The sequence below is a fragment of the Desulfovibrio faecalis genome, assembly GCF_053570625.1.
This window is the reverse complement of the sequence record NZ_JBRBQR010000001.1, coordinates 1,117,471-1,135,350: the sequence shown is the minus strand read 5'-3', so window position 1 is coordinate 1,135,350 and position 17,880 is coordinate 1,117,471. Positions and strand designations below refer to the sequence as shown.

18 protein-coding genes are annotated in these 17,880 nt (G+C 58.8%); 12 read left to right on the top strand and 6 right to left on the bottom strand.

Translation table 11 applies throughout. From position 1 onward, the window contains the following. Positions 1-7: 7 nt before the first annotated feature. From ACUZ79_RS05035 to ACUZ79_RS05025, 3 genes are read left to right on the top strand one after another with little or no spacing between them, the layout of a single operon-like run. Positions 8-643 (top strand): potassium-transporting ATPase subunit C, encoded by a 636-nt coding sequence (locus ACUZ79_RS05035; protein ID WP_233483754.1) that lies wholly within the window; start codon positions 8-10, stop codon positions 641-643. A gap of 32 nt (positions 644-675) precedes the next feature. Further along, the gene (locus ACUZ79_RS05030) at positions 676-3,495 is read left to right on the top strand and encodes an ATP-binding protein (protein WP_449250887.1); all 2,820 of its coding nucleotides are present in this window, start codon (positions 676-678) and stop codon (positions 3,493-3,495) included. A 14-nt stretch (positions 3,496-3,509) separates the two neighbouring features. Next, positions 3,510-4,265 carry a response regulator gene (locus ACUZ79_RS05025; RefSeq protein ID WP_240823891.1) on the top strand — a complete coding sequence of 252 codons (756 nt, stop codon included), beginning with the start codon at positions 3,510-3,512 and terminating at the stop codon, positions 4,263-4,265. Between the two features lie 155 nt (positions 4,266-4,420). Here the strand turns inward: ACUZ79_RS05025 and ACUZ79_RS05020 are convergent, their stop codons facing one another. The 6 genes from ACUZ79_RS05020 to ACUZ79_RS04995 all read right to left on the bottom strand — a co-directional run bounded on the left by ACUZ79_RS05020 (position 4,421) and on the right by ACUZ79_RS04995 (position 9,029). Beyond that, a complete protein-coding gene (locus ACUZ79_RS05020; protein ID WP_192112410.1) occupies positions 4,421-4,687 on the bottom strand; it encodes an RNA recognition motif domain-containing protein in 267 nt (88 codons plus the stop codon). A gap of 827 nt (positions 4,688-5,514) precedes the next feature. Next, a complete protein-coding gene (locus ACUZ79_RS05015; protein WP_027180673.1) occupies positions 5,515-5,796 on the bottom strand; it encodes a hypothetical protein in 282 nt (93 codons plus the stop codon). Between the two features lie 117 nt (positions 5,797-5,913). After that, positions 5,914-6,144 carry a hypothetical protein gene (locus ACUZ79_RS05010; RefSeq protein ID WP_240823889.1) on the bottom strand — a complete coding sequence of 77 codons (231 nt, stop codon included), beginning with the start codon at positions 6,142-6,144 and terminating at the stop codon, positions 5,914-5,916. A gap of 73 nt (positions 6,145-6,217) precedes the next feature. After that, positions 6,218-7,762 carry a fused MFS/spermidine synthase gene (locus tag ACUZ79_RS05005; RefSeq protein ID WP_449250886.1) on the bottom strand — a complete coding sequence of 515 codons (1,545 nt, stop codon included), beginning with the start codon at positions 7,760-7,762 and terminating at the stop codon, positions 6,218-6,220. 72 nt (positions 7,763-7,834) lie between these two features. Next, positions 7,835-8,356: a tRNA adenosine(34) deaminase TadA gene (gene tadA, locus ACUZ79_RS05000; protein WP_449250885.1), complete on the bottom strand. Its 522-nt coding sequence runs from the start codon at positions 8,354-8,356 to the stop codon at positions 7,835-7,837. Positions 8,357-8,363: 7 nt separating this feature from the next. After that, positions 8,364-9,029, bottom strand: coding sequence for an LOG family protein (locus tag ACUZ79_RS04995; protein ID WP_449250884.1), 666 nt, complete (start codon positions 9,027-9,029; stop codon positions 8,364-8,366). 252 nt (positions 9,030-9,281) lie between these two features. Between ACUZ79_RS04995 and ACUZ79_RS04990 the strand changes: the two genes are divergently transcribed. The 9 genes from ACUZ79_RS04990 to ACUZ79_RS04950 all read left to right on the top strand — a co-directional run bounded on the left by ACUZ79_RS04990 (position 9,282) and on the right by ACUZ79_RS04950 (position 17,484). Then, a complete protein-coding gene (locus tag ACUZ79_RS04990) occupies positions 9,282-10,892 on the top strand; it encodes an MBL fold metallo-hydrolase RNA specificity domain-containing protein (protein ID WP_240823885.1) in 1,611 nt (536 codons plus the stop codon). A 6-nt stretch (positions 10,893-10,898) separates the two neighbouring features. Next, entirely contained in the window at positions 10,899-11,450 is a 552-nt protein-coding gene (rsmD, locus tag ACUZ79_RS04985) for a 16S rRNA (guanine(966)-N(2))-methyltransferase RsmD (RefSeq protein ID WP_240823884.1), read from the top strand. After that, positions 11,429-11,986, top strand: coding sequence for a pantetheine-phosphate adenylyltransferase (gene coaD / locus ACUZ79_RS04980; RefSeq protein ID WP_411329692.1), 558 nt, complete (start codon positions 11,429-11,431; stop codon positions 11,984-11,986). Before rsmD ends, coaD begins: the two co-directional genes overlap by 22 nt. A 2-nt stretch (positions 11,987-11,988) precedes the next feature. Next, a complete protein-coding gene (miaA, locus tag ACUZ79_RS04975; RefSeq protein ID WP_449250883.1) occupies positions 11,989-12,933 on the top strand; it encodes a tRNA (adenosine(37)-N6)-dimethylallyltransferase MiaA in 945 nt (314 codons plus the stop codon). Between the two features lie 61 nt (positions 12,934-12,994). Next, positions 12,995-13,684 (top strand): B3/B4 domain-containing protein, encoded by a 690-nt coding sequence (locus ACUZ79_RS04970; protein ID WP_449250882.1) that lies wholly within the window; start codon positions 12,995-12,997, stop codon positions 13,682-13,684. 300 nt (positions 13,685-13,984) lie between these two features. Continuing rightward, entirely contained in the window at positions 13,985-14,956 is a 972-nt protein-coding gene (locus ACUZ79_RS04965; protein WP_449250881.1) for a nine-heme cytochrome c, read from the top strand. A gap of 27 nt (positions 14,957-14,983) precedes the next feature. Further along, positions 14,984-16,096, top strand: coding sequence for a sulfate respiration complex iron-sulfur protein HmcB (gene hmcB / locus ACUZ79_RS04960; protein WP_240823880.1), 1,113 nt, complete (start codon positions 14,984-14,986; stop codon positions 16,094-16,096). Then, a complete protein-coding gene (gene hmcC / locus ACUZ79_RS04955; protein ID WP_240823879.1) occupies positions 16,097-17,311 on the top strand; it encodes a sulfate respiration complex protein HmcC in 1,215 nt (404 codons plus the stop codon). Positions 17,312-17,334: 23 nt separating this feature from the next. Then, complete coding sequence (locus tag ACUZ79_RS04950; protein ID WP_022657922.1) at positions 17,335-17,484, top strand: hypothetical protein; 150 nt, start codon at positions 17,335-17,337, stop codon at positions 17,482-17,484. Positions 17,485-17,880 lie beyond the last annotated feature (396 nt).

Genomic DNA, 17,880 nt, shown 5'->3' with positions numbered 1-17,880 from the left:
AAGCATCATGTCCATCACAGCATTGCTGCGCCGCTCTCTGATTTTTCTGTGCATCATGACGGCCCTCACCTGCGCCTATACAGGCGCGCTCACCCTTGCGGGCAAGGCGCTGTTTCCCTTTCAGGCCGAAGGCAGTATCATTACCGTCAAGGGCAGGCACTACAGCACGTTGCTGGGCCAGCCCTTCACAGCCGCCAACCATTTGTGGGGCCGCCCCGTGAGTGCAGACACCGCCACTTATACCGACAACGGCAAGCCCCTGCTCTACGCCGGTCCAAGCAACAAAAGCCCTGCCACTGCCGCATACGCTACAACGTTGCAGGAGCGCGCGGCACGCATCCGGCTGGCGCATCCAGAAAAATCCGGCCAGCCCATTCCTGTGGATATGCTTACGGAATCAGGCAGCGGGCTTGATCCGCATATTTCGCCAGCCGCCGCAGAATTTCAGGTGGAGCGGCTGGCCCGCGCCACAGGTTTTACGGCTGCGGAAGTGCGCCGCACCATCGCCATGTATACGCAAGGCCGCACTTTAGGTCTGCTGGGCGAGGCGCGGGTCAACGTGCTTGAAGTCAATCTGGCGCTGGAAGGCCTGCTGCCCAACGGGCGCGGTGTTTCAGGGACATCAACCGCCGCTCCCCGCTGAATGCCGCACGGCATACGAACCTGAGAACAACCATGACAGACAGCTATAAACGTCCATCCCCCGATGCCCTGCTTGCCCAGTTGCAACAGACAGCTCCGGGCGGCAAACCCCTCGCTGGCGCGGCGGGCGCGCCGTCACGCCCATCGCCCATAGGCTTGCTCAAGATATTTTTCGGCTATGCGGCGGGCGTGGGCAAAACATATTCCATGCTGCGGGCGGCCCACGCCGCTCAGGAGCAGGGGCACAGCATTGTTGTGGGCTATGTGGAACCGCACCCAAGGCCGGAAACAGCGGCCCTGCTGCCGGGTCTGGAGGCCTTGCCGCCCCTGCGGATAGAACACAGGGGCATCACGCTCAACGAACTGGATGTGGATGCCGTGCTGGCCCGCAAGCCGGAAATCGCCCTTGTGGACGAGCTGGCCCACTCCAATGCGCAGGGCTGCCGTAACCGCAAGCGCTTTCAGGATGTGGAGGAGCTGCTCCAGGCGGGCATATCCGTATGGACCACGGTTAACGTGCAACATCTGGAAAGCCTCAACGATGTGGTAGCCGCCATGACCGGCGTGGTGGTACGCGAGCGCATACCCGACAGCGTTTTTGACGGTGCAGATCAGGTGGAACTGGTCGATCTGGAGCCAGACGAGCTTGTATCCCGCCTTCACGAAGGCAAAATATACGCCGAGGCCCAGGCGCAACGGGCGCTGGGACACTTTTTTCTGCCCGCCAATCTCATCGCCCTGCGGGAAATTGCCCTGCGCCGCATGGCCGACCGCGTCAACCGGCGGGCATCCTCCGCTGGCGGAGGGCAGGAAACAGGGCGTCAGATCAAGGAGCACATTCTCATCTGCCTTTCAGGCGCGCCAAGCAATGCGCGGGTTATCCGCACCGCCGCCCGTATGGTGGAGGCCTTTCGCGCTGATTTCACCGCCCTTTTTGTGCAAAACACTGTGCCGCGCCGCAGTGACGCCAAAAGCCGCGATACCCTGCACGACAACCTGAAACTGGCGGAAGACCTGGGCGCGGTTATCGTGACCCTGCACGGCGAGGACGTTCCCGCCCAGATAGCGGAATACGCGCGCATGAGCGGGGTAAGCAAGATTGTGGTGGGGCGCTCCCCGGCTGGCGGATGGCTGTTCCGCAAAAGCAAAACGCTGGTGGAGCGCCTTGCCGAACTTGCGCCGGAGATGGAAACCTACATCATCCCCGATGCCGTGCCCGTGGGCAGAGCACCCGAACATGCCGGGCCTTTGTTTACGGCGCTCAAGGCCTTGCGGGGCACAGCACCCCGCTCGTGGCGGCAATGGTGCGCCACTGCTGCGATCATGGCCGTGTGCAGCGTCGCAGGCCTGCTCACGTTCTCGCTGGGCATGCCCAATGGCGGGATTGCGGGCTTGTATATGATGGGTGTGCTGGGCGTTTCCATCCTCAGCACCGGGCCGTGGTACGGTGTGGCGGCCTCCGTGGCCGGGGTGGCCCTTTTCGACTTTCTCTTTGTTGAGCCGCGTTTCAGCTTTACGGTTTATGATACCGACTATGTGGGCCTTTTTTGCGCAATGCTCCTGGTTTCCGCCGCCACCAGCGCCATCACAGGCCGCGCACGCATGCAGGCGCGGCAAAGCGCGGTGCGAGCGCTGCATACGGAGCTGCTGCTTGGCAACAGCCGCCGCCTGCAAAAGGCCAAGGACGAACCTGCCATCCTGCTGGAAACTGCCCGCCAGCTTGGCACCCTGCTGGGCTGCGAAACAACGCTCTATTCAGTGCGGCAAGGGCTGCTTGAAGCCCGGCCCGTTTTTCCATACCGGGCTGACAAAATGCAGGGTTATGGCAGCCCACGCGCTGCATCAGGGCACAGCAAGGACACGCCAAAGGACGAACTGGGCGTTGCCCAGTGGGTTGCCAAGAATAACCGCCCTGCCGGCGCGGGAACAGATTCCCTGCCTGGATCACGGCACAGCTTTATTCCCATCAGCAGCCAGTCTGCCGTTCTGGCCGTGGCCGAGCTGCATGTTCTGCCGGGCCGCACGACTCCGCTTGCCGATGCCAACAGCAAAAACCTTGTTCTGGCGCTGGCTGGGGAATGCGCGCTGGCGTTGGAAAAGGAACGACTCACGAAGGCCAACGCCAGTATTGCCGTGCGCGCGCAGCAGGAAAAACTGCGCGCCGATGTGCTGCGCTCCATATCGCACGATCTGCGCACGCCGCTCACAGGCATCTGCGGCAATGCCGCCATCCTCGCCGGGCAGGGCGGATCCGGCTCGCCAGAACGCAATGCGGCGATTGCCTCTTCCATTGAAGAGGAAGCCCGCTACCTTGTGGGCATGGTGGAAAACCTGCTGGCCCTCACCCGGCTTGAGCAACAGGATTTTACCCTTCGCCTTGAGCCGGAGCTGCTTGAAGATGTCATTGCCGAGGCTGTGCAGATCACCAGCCGCCGTGCAGCGCACCACGATCTGCGCGCGGAAATGCCTGAAGGCATGCTCATGGCCCGCATTGACGCCCAGCTCATGGTGCAGGTACTGGTCAATCTGCTGGACAATGCCGTCAAACACACGCCAGAGGGAACAGCCATCCGCATACGGGCAAGGGCTGACGGGCCGTGGGTCAGGCTGGAAGTTGCCGACAATGGCCCGGGAATTTCAGAAGCGGAACAGAACCGCATTTTTGACATGTTCCACTCCGCAGCCATAAAAAATGGTGATGGCCGCCGAGGCATGGGGCTTGGGCTGGCCCTGTGCCGCAGTATTGTTCAGGCCCACGGCGGGAGCATTGAGGTATTTTCCAACACCCCGCATGGCGCGGTTTTTTCCATGGCCTTGCCGCGCGAGATGGAAGATTTCACCCTACCGGCCTGACAGAAGGAATATCCATGCCGCAAAATCCGCCCTTAGCGACCACTCCGGCAGACCAGAACGCCAACGGAATTCCCGAGCGTATTCTTGTGGTGGAAGATGACAAGGTCATCCGCGCGCTTGTGACAACCACGCTTGAGAGCCACGGCATATCCTTTTTGACCGCCGCCACCGGGCGCGAGGCCCTTGCAGAGGCCTCGCGGGCCAATCCCGATGTCATACTGCTTGATCTGGGCCTGCCGGACATGGACGGCGTGGATATCATCCGGGCGGTGCGCCAATGGTCCATGCTGCCCATTATTGTGCTGAGCGCCCGCAGCGAAGATGACGACAAGGTAGCCGCGCTGGACGCAGGCGCGGATGACTACCTTACCAAACCTTTCAGCGTTGATGAATTGCTGGCCCGGCTGCGTGCCGCCCTGCGGCGCGTTCGGTATGAACGCGGGCACATGGGCCGCAGCGAAAGCAGCTTTGAGAATGGCGATCTGCGTATTGATTTTGCCGCAGGGTGCGTCAGCGTTGCCGGGCAACAGGTGCATCTTGCGCCCATGGAATACAAACTGCTGTGCCTGCTCGCAAACAATGTGGGCAAGGTGCTTACGCACAAAACAATCTTGCAGGCCGTGTGGGGCAGTGCCCTGCCGCAGTCGCTTCCTTCATTGCGCGTGTTTATGGCAACCTTGCGCAAAAAACTGGAGGCCGCCTCGCCGCAATGTGATTGCATCCGCACCCACGTGGGCATCGGCTACCGCATGAGCCGTTCTGATGGCTGACTCAGGCAGGCCGTCGTTCCTTAACCATTGACTCCAAGCCGCCCTTTTGTTTCGGGCACCAGCCCGGCAAACAAACCATCATCCTTCGGCTGCTTTTAAGACAAAAAGAAGGCCGCGATTTCTCGCGGCCTTCCATATCAAACGAATTTGGTCGACTACCAGCGACGGGGGGCGGGCTTTTTGGGCTCAGCCTTGTTGATGCGAAGGGCGCGGCCGTCAAATTCCTTGCCGTCAAGAGCGGCAATGGCGTTGATGGCGTCGGCGTCTTCCATTTCCACAAAGCCAAAGCCACGGGCGCGGCCGGTTTCGCGGTCGGAAACGAGCTTCACGGAAAGAACTTCGCCGTAGGGGCTGAACAGGGATTCAACGCCTTCCTGAGTGGCGGACCAGGGCAGATTGCCGACGTAGATAGAAGTAGCCATTAAGGACTCCAGAGATTACGGGAGGTAGACTTTCCGCTTGGAGCCTTACCCATGTAAAGCCTCTGCAAAAAAATTTACTATACCCAATCAGTGATTGCCCGAACATAGTTTGGGGCATTTTCAATGTCAACAGATATTATTTTTTTCAAGCAAAAAACTGGGCCTGCCCGCTGGCGACACCGCATTTCCCTACCTGTTCGCAGTGTTTTTTGCCAAACTTCAGCTTTCTCAATTTTGTTTGGCACGAAATGCGGGTATACTGTATTTTTTGGATAAGGAATACCCGCTAAAATTCGGTACCGCTATACCCATACAGCAATCCGATTTTTTCAGTGGAGCTTGGCAGGGAGTTTTTGCAGTGCATTGCCTGCCCGTCAGCCGACATGCGTCTGCAACAGCAGGCTGCCGATAATCCTTAACGCAAAGCTAACGCCCCCTCCGATATGTTTCAACATACATAATGGTAGCGGACAGGCCGCAACTACGCCGCAACCATTGCCTCCGCAGCCACAGCTGCGTATACGCCGATGCTGCCACATGGGCGTATCCCCTTCCCTCCTCCTGCGCGAAGCGCCCTGATAAACCGGGGCGCTTCCTGCGCATGGCAGTACAAAAGCTTTTTTATGAGCTTTTGTACTGCCAACCTCAGCCCTGCTCCACAAAAAAAGCCGACGCTCCAAAGAGAGTCGGCTTTTGCCATATGTACAATGGTTAAATACACTGCAAGCTGCAAGTGAACGGTTCACGCGCAGGAGGTATGCATTTTTCAGGTCAAACGCGGAGCGTATTGGCAAAAGCTGTAGCTGCCCGCTCCGCCGAGGCTTTGTCTAATTGATCCAGGAGCTCAGGGCATCAACGATCTTGCGGGCCTGATCCGCGCTGGAAATATTGAATTTGGACTGCTGGCGGTATTCGCCCCCCGCCTTTTTGTAGCGACGGATAACATACATGTCCGGGCCAAAACAGTCTTTTTCCGGCTGCCACTGCTGATAGCGAAAAAGGATGGTGGTCCATGCGCCCTTGCTCAGCACAACTTTGTCCAGTTCGTTAACGATAACCTGACCGTTTTCCTCAAACTGCACTGTGAGATCATCAATTGTTTCGTTCAAAAAAAGCCCCCCAAGTAGGCATTAGTAACGTAGTAACAGCAAGCAAGGGCCAAGCCTTACCTTCCGGGCCTTGCGGCCATCCAGCATCGGCGGGCAGTAACGCTTTTGGCAAAAAAATTACCCTGCGTGTTCGACCAGAATCCCCTTGACGCTTTCCGGCAGTTCCGGCTTCTTCAACACCATTTCAGCGGGGCCTGGGCCATAATTTTTGGCCATCTCGCCAGCAGAGGCAGAAAGAGCCATCAGTTCTTCCGCCGTGGTCAGAGAACTGCCGCTCACATATTTTCTTCCAACGATATCCAGCACAAGGTCATTGGGATTGACGGGTTTGACAACACTATTGTCCATATGCGCCTCCCTCACGTTAGAGCTTCAGCTTAGCTTTTTCCTCTGCCATCTGCAAGCACTGTCGCCTGTGCGCCTACTGACGCAACAAAACCAGCGTGTAACGTTCCACCGGGGCAAAATCATCCGTAAGCGCGGGGGTGTCAAAGAGGGCTGTACCCGTGTACCTGCTTGCCAGCATGTCGGCAAGGCGCAAGCCGCCTGAATGGGCATTTTCTGTGTCTGCTGCCGCCAGGGATGGCAGCGCGCCCGTCGGGGTGCCTGGCCGCTGCTCGGGAAAAGCGGCAACCATAAGGTTTTGCAGCTTGTCGGGTGCTTCGCCGCCAGCGCAGTACACCTGCACCTCGGCAAAAGACTGGCGCAATGCGTTGAAAATCCCCTGAAACAGGCGGGCATCCGGCCCTTCCACAGCGGAAATCACGTTCATGAGCACAACTCCGCCAGGAGCCACAGCTCGCCGCAAGCCAGCGGCTGCCTCGCGTGTTCCCATCTGGAAAGGCACGGCATAGTGCGAGTTGAAAACATCCACAAACACCAAGTCGTACTGATCACGCTGACGGTTCAGAAAAGCCCTGGCGTCCTCGTGCCGCACACTCAGACGGGGATCATCACGCAGAGAAAACCAGCGCCGGGCTGTTTCCGTCATGGCCGGATCAAGTTCCACCACGGTCACGCGCGCGGCCTCGGGCTTTGCCAGAGGGGAATTATCTGCAAGCAGCCATTTGGGAACAGAATACCCGCCGCCGCCCAGCATGAGCACCCGGTTCGCATGGGGCGTAAAATGCGGCCCCAACGCGTAAAACTGGGTGTACCGAAAATACAGTTCATTAGGGGCGTCCAGATACATGCCCGACTGGCTGTAACCGGGATCAGTAGCCATAAGGCGCACGGGCCTGCCGTTCTGCGCCCAGTCTACCCCTTCAAAAATGCGGATGCTGTTATAGGGGCTTTCCACAAGATGGCTCATGGCCCTGCCATCCTGCCAGCGGCCATAACTTGCCGCCACCACAGCCATAAGCCCGCAAACAGCCAGCAGCACAAGGCGCAAACGCATGTGCCCCCCGCCGTTGCACAGCGAAAGGCCCAGCATGGCCGCAGCCACACCCCATAAAATACTTGTGCTGCCCAAAAAGGAGATGAGGATAAAGCCGCCCAGAAAGGTTCCCACAATACTGCCCGCAGTGGAAAGGGCGTACAGCCTGCCCACGGTGGCCCCTGAGGAATCCACACTCTCGATGCGCAGGCGTATGGCATAGGGCGTCACCATGCCGAAAAAAAATGCGGGCAGAGCAAAAATGCACACCGCCGCCAGAACCGCCGCCGCATACAGGTTGCCCACGGCTGCCGTTACCCATTGGCCTATGACCTCATGGCACAAGGCCGTCAGACCGCTCCCAATGCCAGCCCCTGCCAGGGCCAGGCCCAACCCTCGCCGGGAAAGGGTTTTGTCGGCCAGCCGCCCCCCCGCCCATGCGCCCAGGGCAAGGCAGGCCAGTACCACGCCAATAAGGCTTGTCCACACGACGGCGGAGGTCCCCACATGCGGGGCCAACACCCTCGCGCCGACCATTTCAAGCACCATTACCAGCGCGCCGCTCATAAATACTGTCAGTTCGAGCATACTGCTCCTGTGGCAGGTTGTGCGGCGGATCAAAATTCAGAACCCGCCGCTGCTTTATTTCGACATGCCAGCCTAGTCCCGCCGCTGGCCAAAAAAATCGTGGAGCAAGGAGGCGCATTCCTCAGAAAGCACGCCGCCCATGTGCCATACCCGGTGATTGGCGCACTGGGCGTCAAAATATTCAGCGCGGGAAACAACGGCTCCGGCCAGAGGGTCGGCTGCGCCGTACACAAGCCCTGCAATGCGCGCATGGATTATGGCTGCTGCGCACATGGCGCAGGGTTCAAGCGTCACCACCAGCACACACTGGTTGAGCCTGTAGTTGCCAAGCGCAGCTCCGGCGGCACGCAGCGCCAGCACCTCGGCATGGGCGGTGGGATCATTGCCGCTGATGGGCGCATTGCCGCAACAGGCAAGGATGCGCCCATCCGGAGCCACCACCAGCGCCCCCACGGGCACCTCGCCTGCAGCGCCGCTGGCGCGGGCCTTTTCCAGAGCCAGCCGCATCAGCCCCTGCCAGGTATGACCCGGCGGGGGCGGCGTTAACGGCCCGGCAGGAGAAAAGGCCCGCACGTCAGAGCTATTCGTATTCATGCGGCGGCTAAATAATTACCCTGCATAGCTGGGCAACCACATCTTCGGGCGTGTCGCAAACCGTAATGAGCTTGTCGATTTCGCCTTCCTTGATGAAACCCCGCGCAACCATGGTCTTGCGCATCCATTCCAGCAGGCCGCTCCAGTAGCTTGAATCATACAAAATGATGGGGAAAGGCCGCGTGCGCCCGGTCTGGGCCAGCACAAAAGCCTCTGAGAGTTCATCGATGGTGCCCATGCCGCCGGGCATGACCACGTAGGCCATGGCATATTTGACAAACATGAACTTGCGGATGAAAAAGTAACGGAAATTGCAGCGTGTTTTTACATACTGGTTGCAACCCTGTTCGTGCGGCAACTGGATGTGCAGGCCAACAGACACGCCGTTGGCTTTAAAGGCTCCTTTGTTGGCGGCTTCCATAATGCCGGGGCCGCCGCCGCTGATGACGCCAAATCCCGCTTCCACCAGAAGGCGCGAAATTTTTTCAGCATCTTTATATTCCTGCGAATCCGGTTTGCACCGGGCAGTACCAAAAAGGGATATGCATTTGACCTTGAGCGCGTTGAGCGTATCAAGCGCCTCCACCATTTCCGCCATGATGCGGAAGGTACGCCAAGATTCTGTGGTGACGGAAGAGAGATCATCAATCATGTTCTGTTGCAGTTCAGGCATGAATGCTCCTTGTTCCTCTTGAAGTATGGGGGGAGGCCTGCGTGCAAAAGACGCCGCACGGGCCGACAACTTTCAGTATATGTGGGCCTTCGGCCAAAGGCAATGCGGGAACATTACCGACTGGCCCCTTGCTTGACGCTGGGCCGCGCTTGCGGCTATGGAAAAAAGTCTCCTTGCGTCTTTTCCGCCTTGTATCGCGGTCAGCAAAGAGCTTGCGGCCTCTCAAGCCGCCAACCCTCAGTGGAGGAACAAATGAAAGTACAATTTCTGGGTGCGGCGCAAACCGTGACCGGTTCATGTTATATGGTTGAGGCGGCTGGCAAGCGCTTTTGCATTGATTGCGGCATGCACCAGGGCAACAAGGCCATTGAAGCCCGCAACCGCGAAACTGAACTTTATCAGCCTACCGCCATTGACTTTATTCTTGTCACCCATGCTCACATCGACCACTCCGGCCTGCTGCCCAAGATGGTCAAGGAGGGCTTTGCCGGTCCCATTTTCTGCACCAAGGCCACCAGCGAACTGCTGGACCTCATGTTGCAGGACAGCGCCCACATCCAGGAAATGGAAGCCCTGTGGGAAGCGCGCAAATACCAGCGGCGCGGGCTTAAAAATCCCCCAACGGCCCTGTACAATGTTGAGGATGCCCAAAAAACGGTCACCCTTTTTCAGACTGTTGATTACCACAAGGTGTTTGAGCCCGCACCGGGCATCCGCGTAATCTACTATGACGCTGGTCATATTCTTGGTTCCGGCTCCTTGCGCCTTGAGGCTGATGAAGACGGCAAAACCACCAGCCTCATCTTTTCGGGCGACATTGGCCGCCCGCAGTCGCTCATTGTGCGCAGCCCTGAGACCCCGCCCAAGGCCGACTACGTGTTCATGGAATCCACTTACGGCGACCGTGACCACAAGGACGAAAACCTCAGCGTTGACGAACTGGGCGAAGCCATTGCCTACAGCTACGGCAAGAGCGAAAAGGTAATCATTCCGGCATTTGCCGTGGAGCGTACTCAGGAAGTGCTCTACTGCCTGCACATGCTCGCCAAGCAGAACAAACTGCCGGCGGATATGCCCGTATTTGTGGACAGTCCCCTGGCCATCCGCGCCACAGAAGTTTTTGAACGCAACCGCGAGCTTTTTGACGATGAAGCGCTCAAAATGCTCAACGGCGGGGATGATCCATTCTCGCTGCCCAACCTGCGCTACACGCTTTCCGCTGCGGAATCACAGGCCATCAATGACTACAAGGGCCCTGCCATTGTCATTTCGGCCAGCGGCATGTGCAACGCGGGCCGCGTACGCCATCACCTGCGCCACAATATCTGGAAGCCCGGTGCAAGCATTGTTTTTGTGGGCTATCAGGGCGTGGGCACACCGGGCCGAAAGCTGGTGGAAAAGGCCAAAAAGATCACGCTCTTTGGCGAAGATATTGATGTTGCCGCCCGCATTTTCACCATCAACGGATTTTCCGGCCACGCCGGGCAAAGCCAGCTGCTTGAATGGCTCAAGCCGCTGACCGGCAACGGCGCGCAGGTGGTGCTGACCCATGGTGAAACAAAGGCCCAGAACGTATTTGCCGGGCTTATTGAACAAAAATTCGCCAAGCGCCCCCTTATTGCCACCTACCTTGAAGAAATGGTGCTTGAAGGGCCGCAGCTCACCGAAACCGTGCAGCACGAAACCCAGGCCCATCCCCGCGTCAACTGGACATTCCTCACGGACGAAGTGGAACGCAAGTGGGGTATGTTCAAAGGCAAGATGGCCGATGTGGAAAACCGCCCATGGGTGGAACAAACCGAGCTGCAGGAGGCCATGGAAAAGATGGATTACGCCCTCACCCGCCTGCTCTCGCGCATGTAGGCCGTCATGCGGATTATTTCGGGGCGTCTTGGCGGACGCAATCTTAAGACTGTTGAAGGCGAGGGCTACCGCCCCGCCATGGGCAAAACACGCGAGGCGCTTTTTTCCATGCTCGCCGCGCGCGGCATGGACTGGTACAGCGCACGGGTGCTAGACCTCTTTGCGGGCAGCGGCAGCCTGACCTTTGAAGCCATCAGCCGGGGCGCAGAACACGCCCTGATGGTGGAAATGGCCCCCCAGGCCGTGCGCTGCCTCAAGGACAACATCGCCGCCCTGGGGGTGGAAAATGAGGCCCGCATTGTGAGCGATGATGTGCTACGTGTGCTCAAAACTCCCCCTGCGGAACCGTATTCGCTTATTTTTATGGATCCGCCCTACCGCAAAAATCTTGCCAACCCGGCCCTCAAGCTGCTGGCTACTCGCCGCTGGCTTGCACCGGGGGCTTTTGTAACGGCTGAAATTGAAAAAGACGCACGGGTAAACCTGCCCGCAGAATGGACTCTTGAGGCCGAACGCCTCTTCGGTCAGACACGCATATGCATCTGGACACTGCCATGAGAATAGCACTCTACCCCGGCACTTTCGATCCGCTGACCAACGGGCACCTGAGCCTTATCCGGCGCGGCTGCGAAGTCTTTGACCAAATTGTTGTGGCCGTGGCGGACAATACGCCCAAATTCCCCCTGTTCAGCCATGAAGAGCGGGTGGAAATGGCCCGGGAGGCGCTCAAGGATGAACCGCGCGCCGTGGTGGAGCCTTTCTCCGGCCTCACTGTGGAATACGCGGCCCAACGCGGGGCCTGCGCCCTGCTGCGTGGGCTGCGCGCGGCCTCGGACTTTGAGTACGAATTCCAGTTGGCGCTCATGAACCGCCGCCTGCAACGCCACATCCAGACGGTCTTTTTGATGACCGACTACCAGTGGCTGTTCATCAGCTCAACCATAGTCAAGGCTGCGGCCAGCCATGGCGCGGACATCAAGGGCCTCGTGCCTGAAAACGTGCGCACGGCCCTGATGGATAAGTACCACAAGGGCGAAGTGCGTCAGGGTACGCCCTGCCTTGCACCGCCTTTTGGCGGCTTCCGCGTCAAGTGATCATGCCTGAAACGACTTCTGCGCCGCTGCCGGTTATCTGCCTGGCCGGGCCTACCGGCTCGGGCAAAACGGCAGCGGCGCTTGCCCTGGCTGCTGCCCTTGACGGCGAGGTAGTCAACGCTGATTCGCGTCAGGTCTATGCCGATTTTCCCTTGATTACGGCCCAACCCTCGCCAGAAGAACGCGCCTCGTGCCCGCACCACCTGTATGGTTTCTTGCCCACTGAGAACAAGATCAGCGCTGGCCGATGGGCAGAAGCCGCAGTGGACAAGGTGCGCGACATCCTTGCGCGTGGCAAAACGCCTCTGCTGGTGGGAGGCACGGGCTTATACTTTCAGGCTTTGCTGCGGGGCATGGCGGAAATTCCGCCCGTTGACCCGCAACTCACCGCTGCGATCACCGCCCGCGTGGACGCCCAGGGCGCGCCCGCCCTGCATGCCGAACTGACGCAAGCCGACCCCGCCTATGCCGCCAAAATCCACCCCAACGACCGACAGCGCATCATCCGCGCGCTGGAGGTCTGCCAAAGCACGGGGCGTCCCTTTACGTGGTGGCACAGTAATTCCATGAGTACGCCGCTCTGCGTCGGCCCCCTGCTGACGCTGGACGCGTCCCTGGTATGGCTTGAGCCACGACTGGCCCGCCGCCTTGACCTCATGTTTGCGGGCGGCGCGCTGGACGAGGCCCGCGCGGCCATGAGCCATTGCGCCGACCCTGCCGCGCCGGGCTGGTCGGGCATTGGCTGCGCCGAAGCGCTGGCGCACTTGCAGGGACGCCTTTCTCTTGAGGACTGCCGCTCCCTCTGGCTGCGCAACACGAGGGCCTACGCCAAGCGCCAGCTTACATGGTTTCGCGCACGGCCCGAGGCCCAATGGCTGCCCCCGGACGATCCCGCCGCAGTTGTGGAGGCCGCCTGCCGCTTCTGGCAGAAGGCGCGCAGCAGCTAAGAATTGTTGCTGCTGGAATGTATCGCGGTTTCAGACCATTACAAAGGGAGTACCCGCCGCCATGCTCATGCCCGACATTTCCATTGCCCCGGAATTACGTTCGATCTGGCCGGATACCGCCCTCGGCTGTGTTTTCTGGTCTGCTCCTGTTCGAACCGAGGAACCGCAGTTGTGGCAATTCTTCAACCGGAATATTTTGCCCGGTTTGCGCCAACGTCTTGAAAACACGGAACTTGCCGACATGCCGCAGATAGGCCCCTCGCGTCAGGCCTTCAAGGCTTTTGGGCGCGATCCGGGCCGGGTACGTATTTCTTCCGAGGCCCTCTACCGCCGCGTGCGGCAGGGCAAGGATCTGTACCGCATAAACTCCGCAGTGGATGCCAACAATCTGGTTTCGCTTGAAACGGGCTTTTCGCTTGGCACCTACGATCTTGCCCGCCTGAGCGGCAATATTGTGTTGCGCGCGGGACGAGAAGGCGAAGCCTATGCGGGCATTGGCAAGGACGAGCTCGACCTCTACCGCATGCCTCTTCTGGCAGATGATCAGGGCGCGTTCGGCTGCCCTTGCAGCGATTCCCGCCGGGCCATGATTGCCGAGGACGGGCCGGACACATCTTCGCCCCGGCGTCTGCTCACAGTTATTTATGGCTTTTCCGGGGCCGGACACGTCTCTGATGCGCTGAACATCGCGCAGAAACATCTTGAAGTATTTGCGGGCGCACAGATGTTCGCCTCTTCCGTGCTCTGCTGAACGCCCGTGCTCGACCCACATCACACGATACGAATGTTTTTTCGCAAAGAATCTGTGTTTCCCGTAAGTTGCGTGAACAATCAGTAAAGCGCTCTTTTTAGCGAAAAATATCCCAAGCTCCCTGTTCCCAAGGCATAAGAAGCAATTACAACAACGGCCCCTCCTTGACGTGTCTTGCAGGCTGGGATACCGTTGCAATATCTGCGTGTTCACCCCCGTAGGGATCGGGGGTACGGAGGAACCCGCTGCAATGTATGCGGCGGGCGTTGGGGTAATGTCTGATTGCAAAAGGACAAGCACATGAGGAACGGCACATCACTGCTTTTGCTGGCGGCTCTGGCCCTGGCGGGCGCGGCGTGTCTGACGGCGCTCGGAGCTGGATCGGCCACGGCCGCAGCTTTGGAGCCGACAGACAGCGGCGCGCCGTCGGCCATTGTCATGTTTCCGGTAAGCGCCAAGCCCAATCCCAAGGGCGCGGCCATGAAACCTGCGGTTTTCAATCACCTCGCTCACGAGAAAAAGATTGCCAACTGCGAAACATGCCACCACACCGGCGATCCTGTGGCCTGTAGCACCTGCCACACTACGGAAGGCAAGGCGGAAGGCAATTTCGTGACGCTTGACCGCGCCATGCATGCCACCAATATCGCCAAACGCGCCAAGGGCAACACCCCTGTGAGCTGCGTGAGCTGTCATGAACAGCAAACCAAAGAACGGCGCGAATGCGCGGGCTGCCACGCCATCGTGACGCCCAAGCGCGACCAGGCATGGTGCGCCACCTGCCACAATGTTACGTCTTCCATGACGCCGGAGCAGATGCAGCAGGGCATCAAGGGCAAGCTGCCCCCGGACCAGAACGAAGCCCTGGCCGCTGAAACTGTGCTGAATCACAAGACCGTGCAGCCCCTTACCGCCATGCAGGGCCCCTACAAGGTGAGCATTGATGCGCTGGCCGACAAGTACGAGCCCAGCAACTTCACGCACCGCCGCCATGTGGCCTCCCTTATGGAACGCATCAAGGGCGACAAGCTGGCCGAAGCTTTCCACAACAAGCCCGAGACTCTGTGCGCCACGTGCCACCACAGAAGCCCGCTTTCGGCTACGCCTCCCAAGTGCGGCAGTTGTCACACCAAGGAAATCGACCCCACCAATCCCAACCGTCCCAGCCTCAAGGCTGCCTATCACCTCCAGTGCATGGGTTGCCACCAGGGTATGAACGTGGGTCGTCCTAAGAACACAGACTGCACCACTTGTCATAAGGCCCGCCCGTAGGGCGCCTAACTGCACGGAGAAACGCATATGAATCGCAGAAAATTCCTGGCCATCATGGGAAGCGCGGGCGTGATTTCGGCATTGGGCACTGCCAAGGTGGCCAATGCCGGGGTACACACCTTCCCCTACTATGCAGACAGCTACGGCGTGCTGCATGACACCACGCGCTGCATCGGCTGCCGCCGTTGCGAAGAAGCCTGCAACGCGGTGAACCACCTGCCCAAGCCCAAAAAACCCTTCACCGACCTTTCGGTGACTGCCACCAAGCGCCGCACTTCGGCCTATGAGTGGACAGTGGTTAACAAGTACAACGTCAACGGCAAGGACGTGTTCCGCAAGTTGCAGTGCTTCCACTGCAACGACCCGGCCTGCGCCTCCGCCTGTTTTGCCAAATGCTTCCAGAAGCAGCCTGACGGCAGCGTGACCTACGAAGGTTCGCAGTGTGTGGGCTGCCGGTACTGCATGGTTGCCTGCCCCTTCTATGTGCCGGGCTTCCAGTACGACGAGGCGTTCGATCCCCTGGTGCAGAAGTGCACCTTCTGCGAACCCCGCCTCAAGGAAGGCAAGCTGCCCGGTTGCGTGGAAGCCTGCCCCATGGACGCCCTGACCTTTGGCCGCCGCAGCGACCTGATCAGGATTGCCCGCTCGCGCATCACTGAAAATCCCGGCAAGTACGTGAACTACGTTTACGGCGAACACGATGCCGGCGGTACCGCATGGATGGTGCTTTCCCCTGCCGTGGCTGCTCCTGCCGCCGCCAAGGACGCCAAGGCCCATGATGCCCACGCCGACACCAGCGAACTCAAGCAGCTTGGGCTCGACAAGCACCTGGGCACGCAGCCCATGGGCGAGTTGACCTATGGCGCTCTGGGTACCGTGCCCATGATCGTTGCCTTCTGGCCTGTGCTGTTTGGCGGTGCTTACGCCATGACCAAACGCCGCGAAGCCATCTTCAAGGCGGAGAAGGACGCACACGTCAAGGAGACCAAGGACGATCTGGCCGCAGCCGTTGACGCAGCAGTGCGCAAGATTGAGGAAACCCAGGGTCCGGGCGCTGCCGACACAGCCCGCCGCGCAATGACCGACGCCTTGAAGGCTCGGGAAGCGGAGTGCTGCAAGGAGCACGGGGAGGATAAGTAAATGGCACACCACAGCATAGTTATTCCCACCAGGGACAAGCTGTTCAATATCAGCGAATTCCTGACGCCCACCCCCGGCAACATTATTTCTGCCATCATTCTGGCCGTGGGCTTTGTCATCACCGTTATCCGCTTTACCGTGGGCATCGGTTCCGTCACCAACCTCAGCGATGTGCAGCCCTGGGGCATGTGGATCGGCTTTGACCTTCTGTGCGGCGTGTGCCTTGCAGCGGGCGGCTACTTTACCACTGTCGCCTGCTACATCATGGGCATGAAGCACTTCCACTCTGCGGTGCGTCCGGCCATCACCACAGCCTTTTTGGGCTACGCCTTCGTGGTTATCGCCCTGCTGTACGATCTGGGCCATCCGCTGCGTCTGCCCTTCATGTTCTTCTTCCCCGGCACCACGTCCGTTCTGTTTGAAGTGGGCCTGTGCGTGGCGACCTACGTTTCAGTGCTGCTCATCGAATTCTCGGTGGCCCCGCTGGAATGGATGTCCTGCCGCTACCCCTGGCTCATCAAGGTTCGCAAAATCGTGGTCAAGTGCACCATTCCGTTGACCATCTTCGGTGTGACCCTGTCCACCCTGCACCAGTCCTCGCTGGGTTCGCTCTACCTGATCTCCCCCGGCAAGGTCTTCCCCCTGTGGTACTCGCCCTTCATGCCCATGTTCTTCTTTGTGAGCTCCATGGCCGCCGGCGCGTCCATGGTTATCTTTGAAGGCATGCTGGCCCACCGTGGTGTGCACCACTACATGGACAAAACCCACCTGCGCGAAGCTGACGACGTGACCTTCAGCTTTGCCCGCGCGGCTTCGTTCATTCTCTTTGCCTACTTCATGCTCAAGCTTATCGACATGCTTGTGCAAGCCAACTTCCCTTACCTCTTCACGGGTTACGGGGCCTGGTGGCTGGTGGAAATGCTGGGCTTTGTGCTGATGCCCGCCCTGATCTACGCCAAGGGCGCGCGTGACCGCAATCTGACCCTGTGCCGCATTGGCGCGACCAACACGGTGCTGGGCATCGTGCTGAACCGCTTCAACGTTTCCATGATCGCCTTCAACTACAACTTGCCGTCGGCGGAACGCTACTTCCCCAGCATCTGGGAAATCTGCATCTCCATGTTTGTGGTGACCATGATCGTCACGGTCTACCGCTTCATCGTTTACAACATGCCGGTGCTGTACGAACACCCAGACTTCAAGGGCGAGCACTAAGCCGCGCGTAGGAGGAGAATCCCATGGAATTCAATACTTTCTATCAGTATTTTCTCTTCACGAAGAGCTGGGCTTATGTGATGATGTTCGTGGTACTGCCCCTTTACGTGCTGTACTGGAACTTCGTCCTGTTCCCCGAAAAGAAAGAACGTAACAACAACTCCAAGCACTAGCCTGCTCGGGGCACGGAATCACAAGGGCGGAACCGCAAGGCTCCGCCCTTGTTTTTTGCTCTGCTGGTTGCGGCAATTTCTGCCTGAAAAATCCATACACTCTCTATTAATTGATATTTTCACACCTGAAACGAAGTTTTGCTTTTGTGCTTGCGCATACGTAAACCAACTGCTAGACTAAGCTGATACAAATTTGAATATCTTGGCGGTAAACTTTCCGTATAAAGGAAAACCACCCTTTTTTCTGCATCCATACGTTTTTTAGAACAGGACAATACAATGCGTTTCTGCGTTTTTTTTGCAAAAAACATTTCTAGCGAAGTGGCAAAGCTTCGCGGCTTTTTTGCAACCTGATAACGCCCGCATAACTACAATTCACGAAAAAGAGGGCGTACC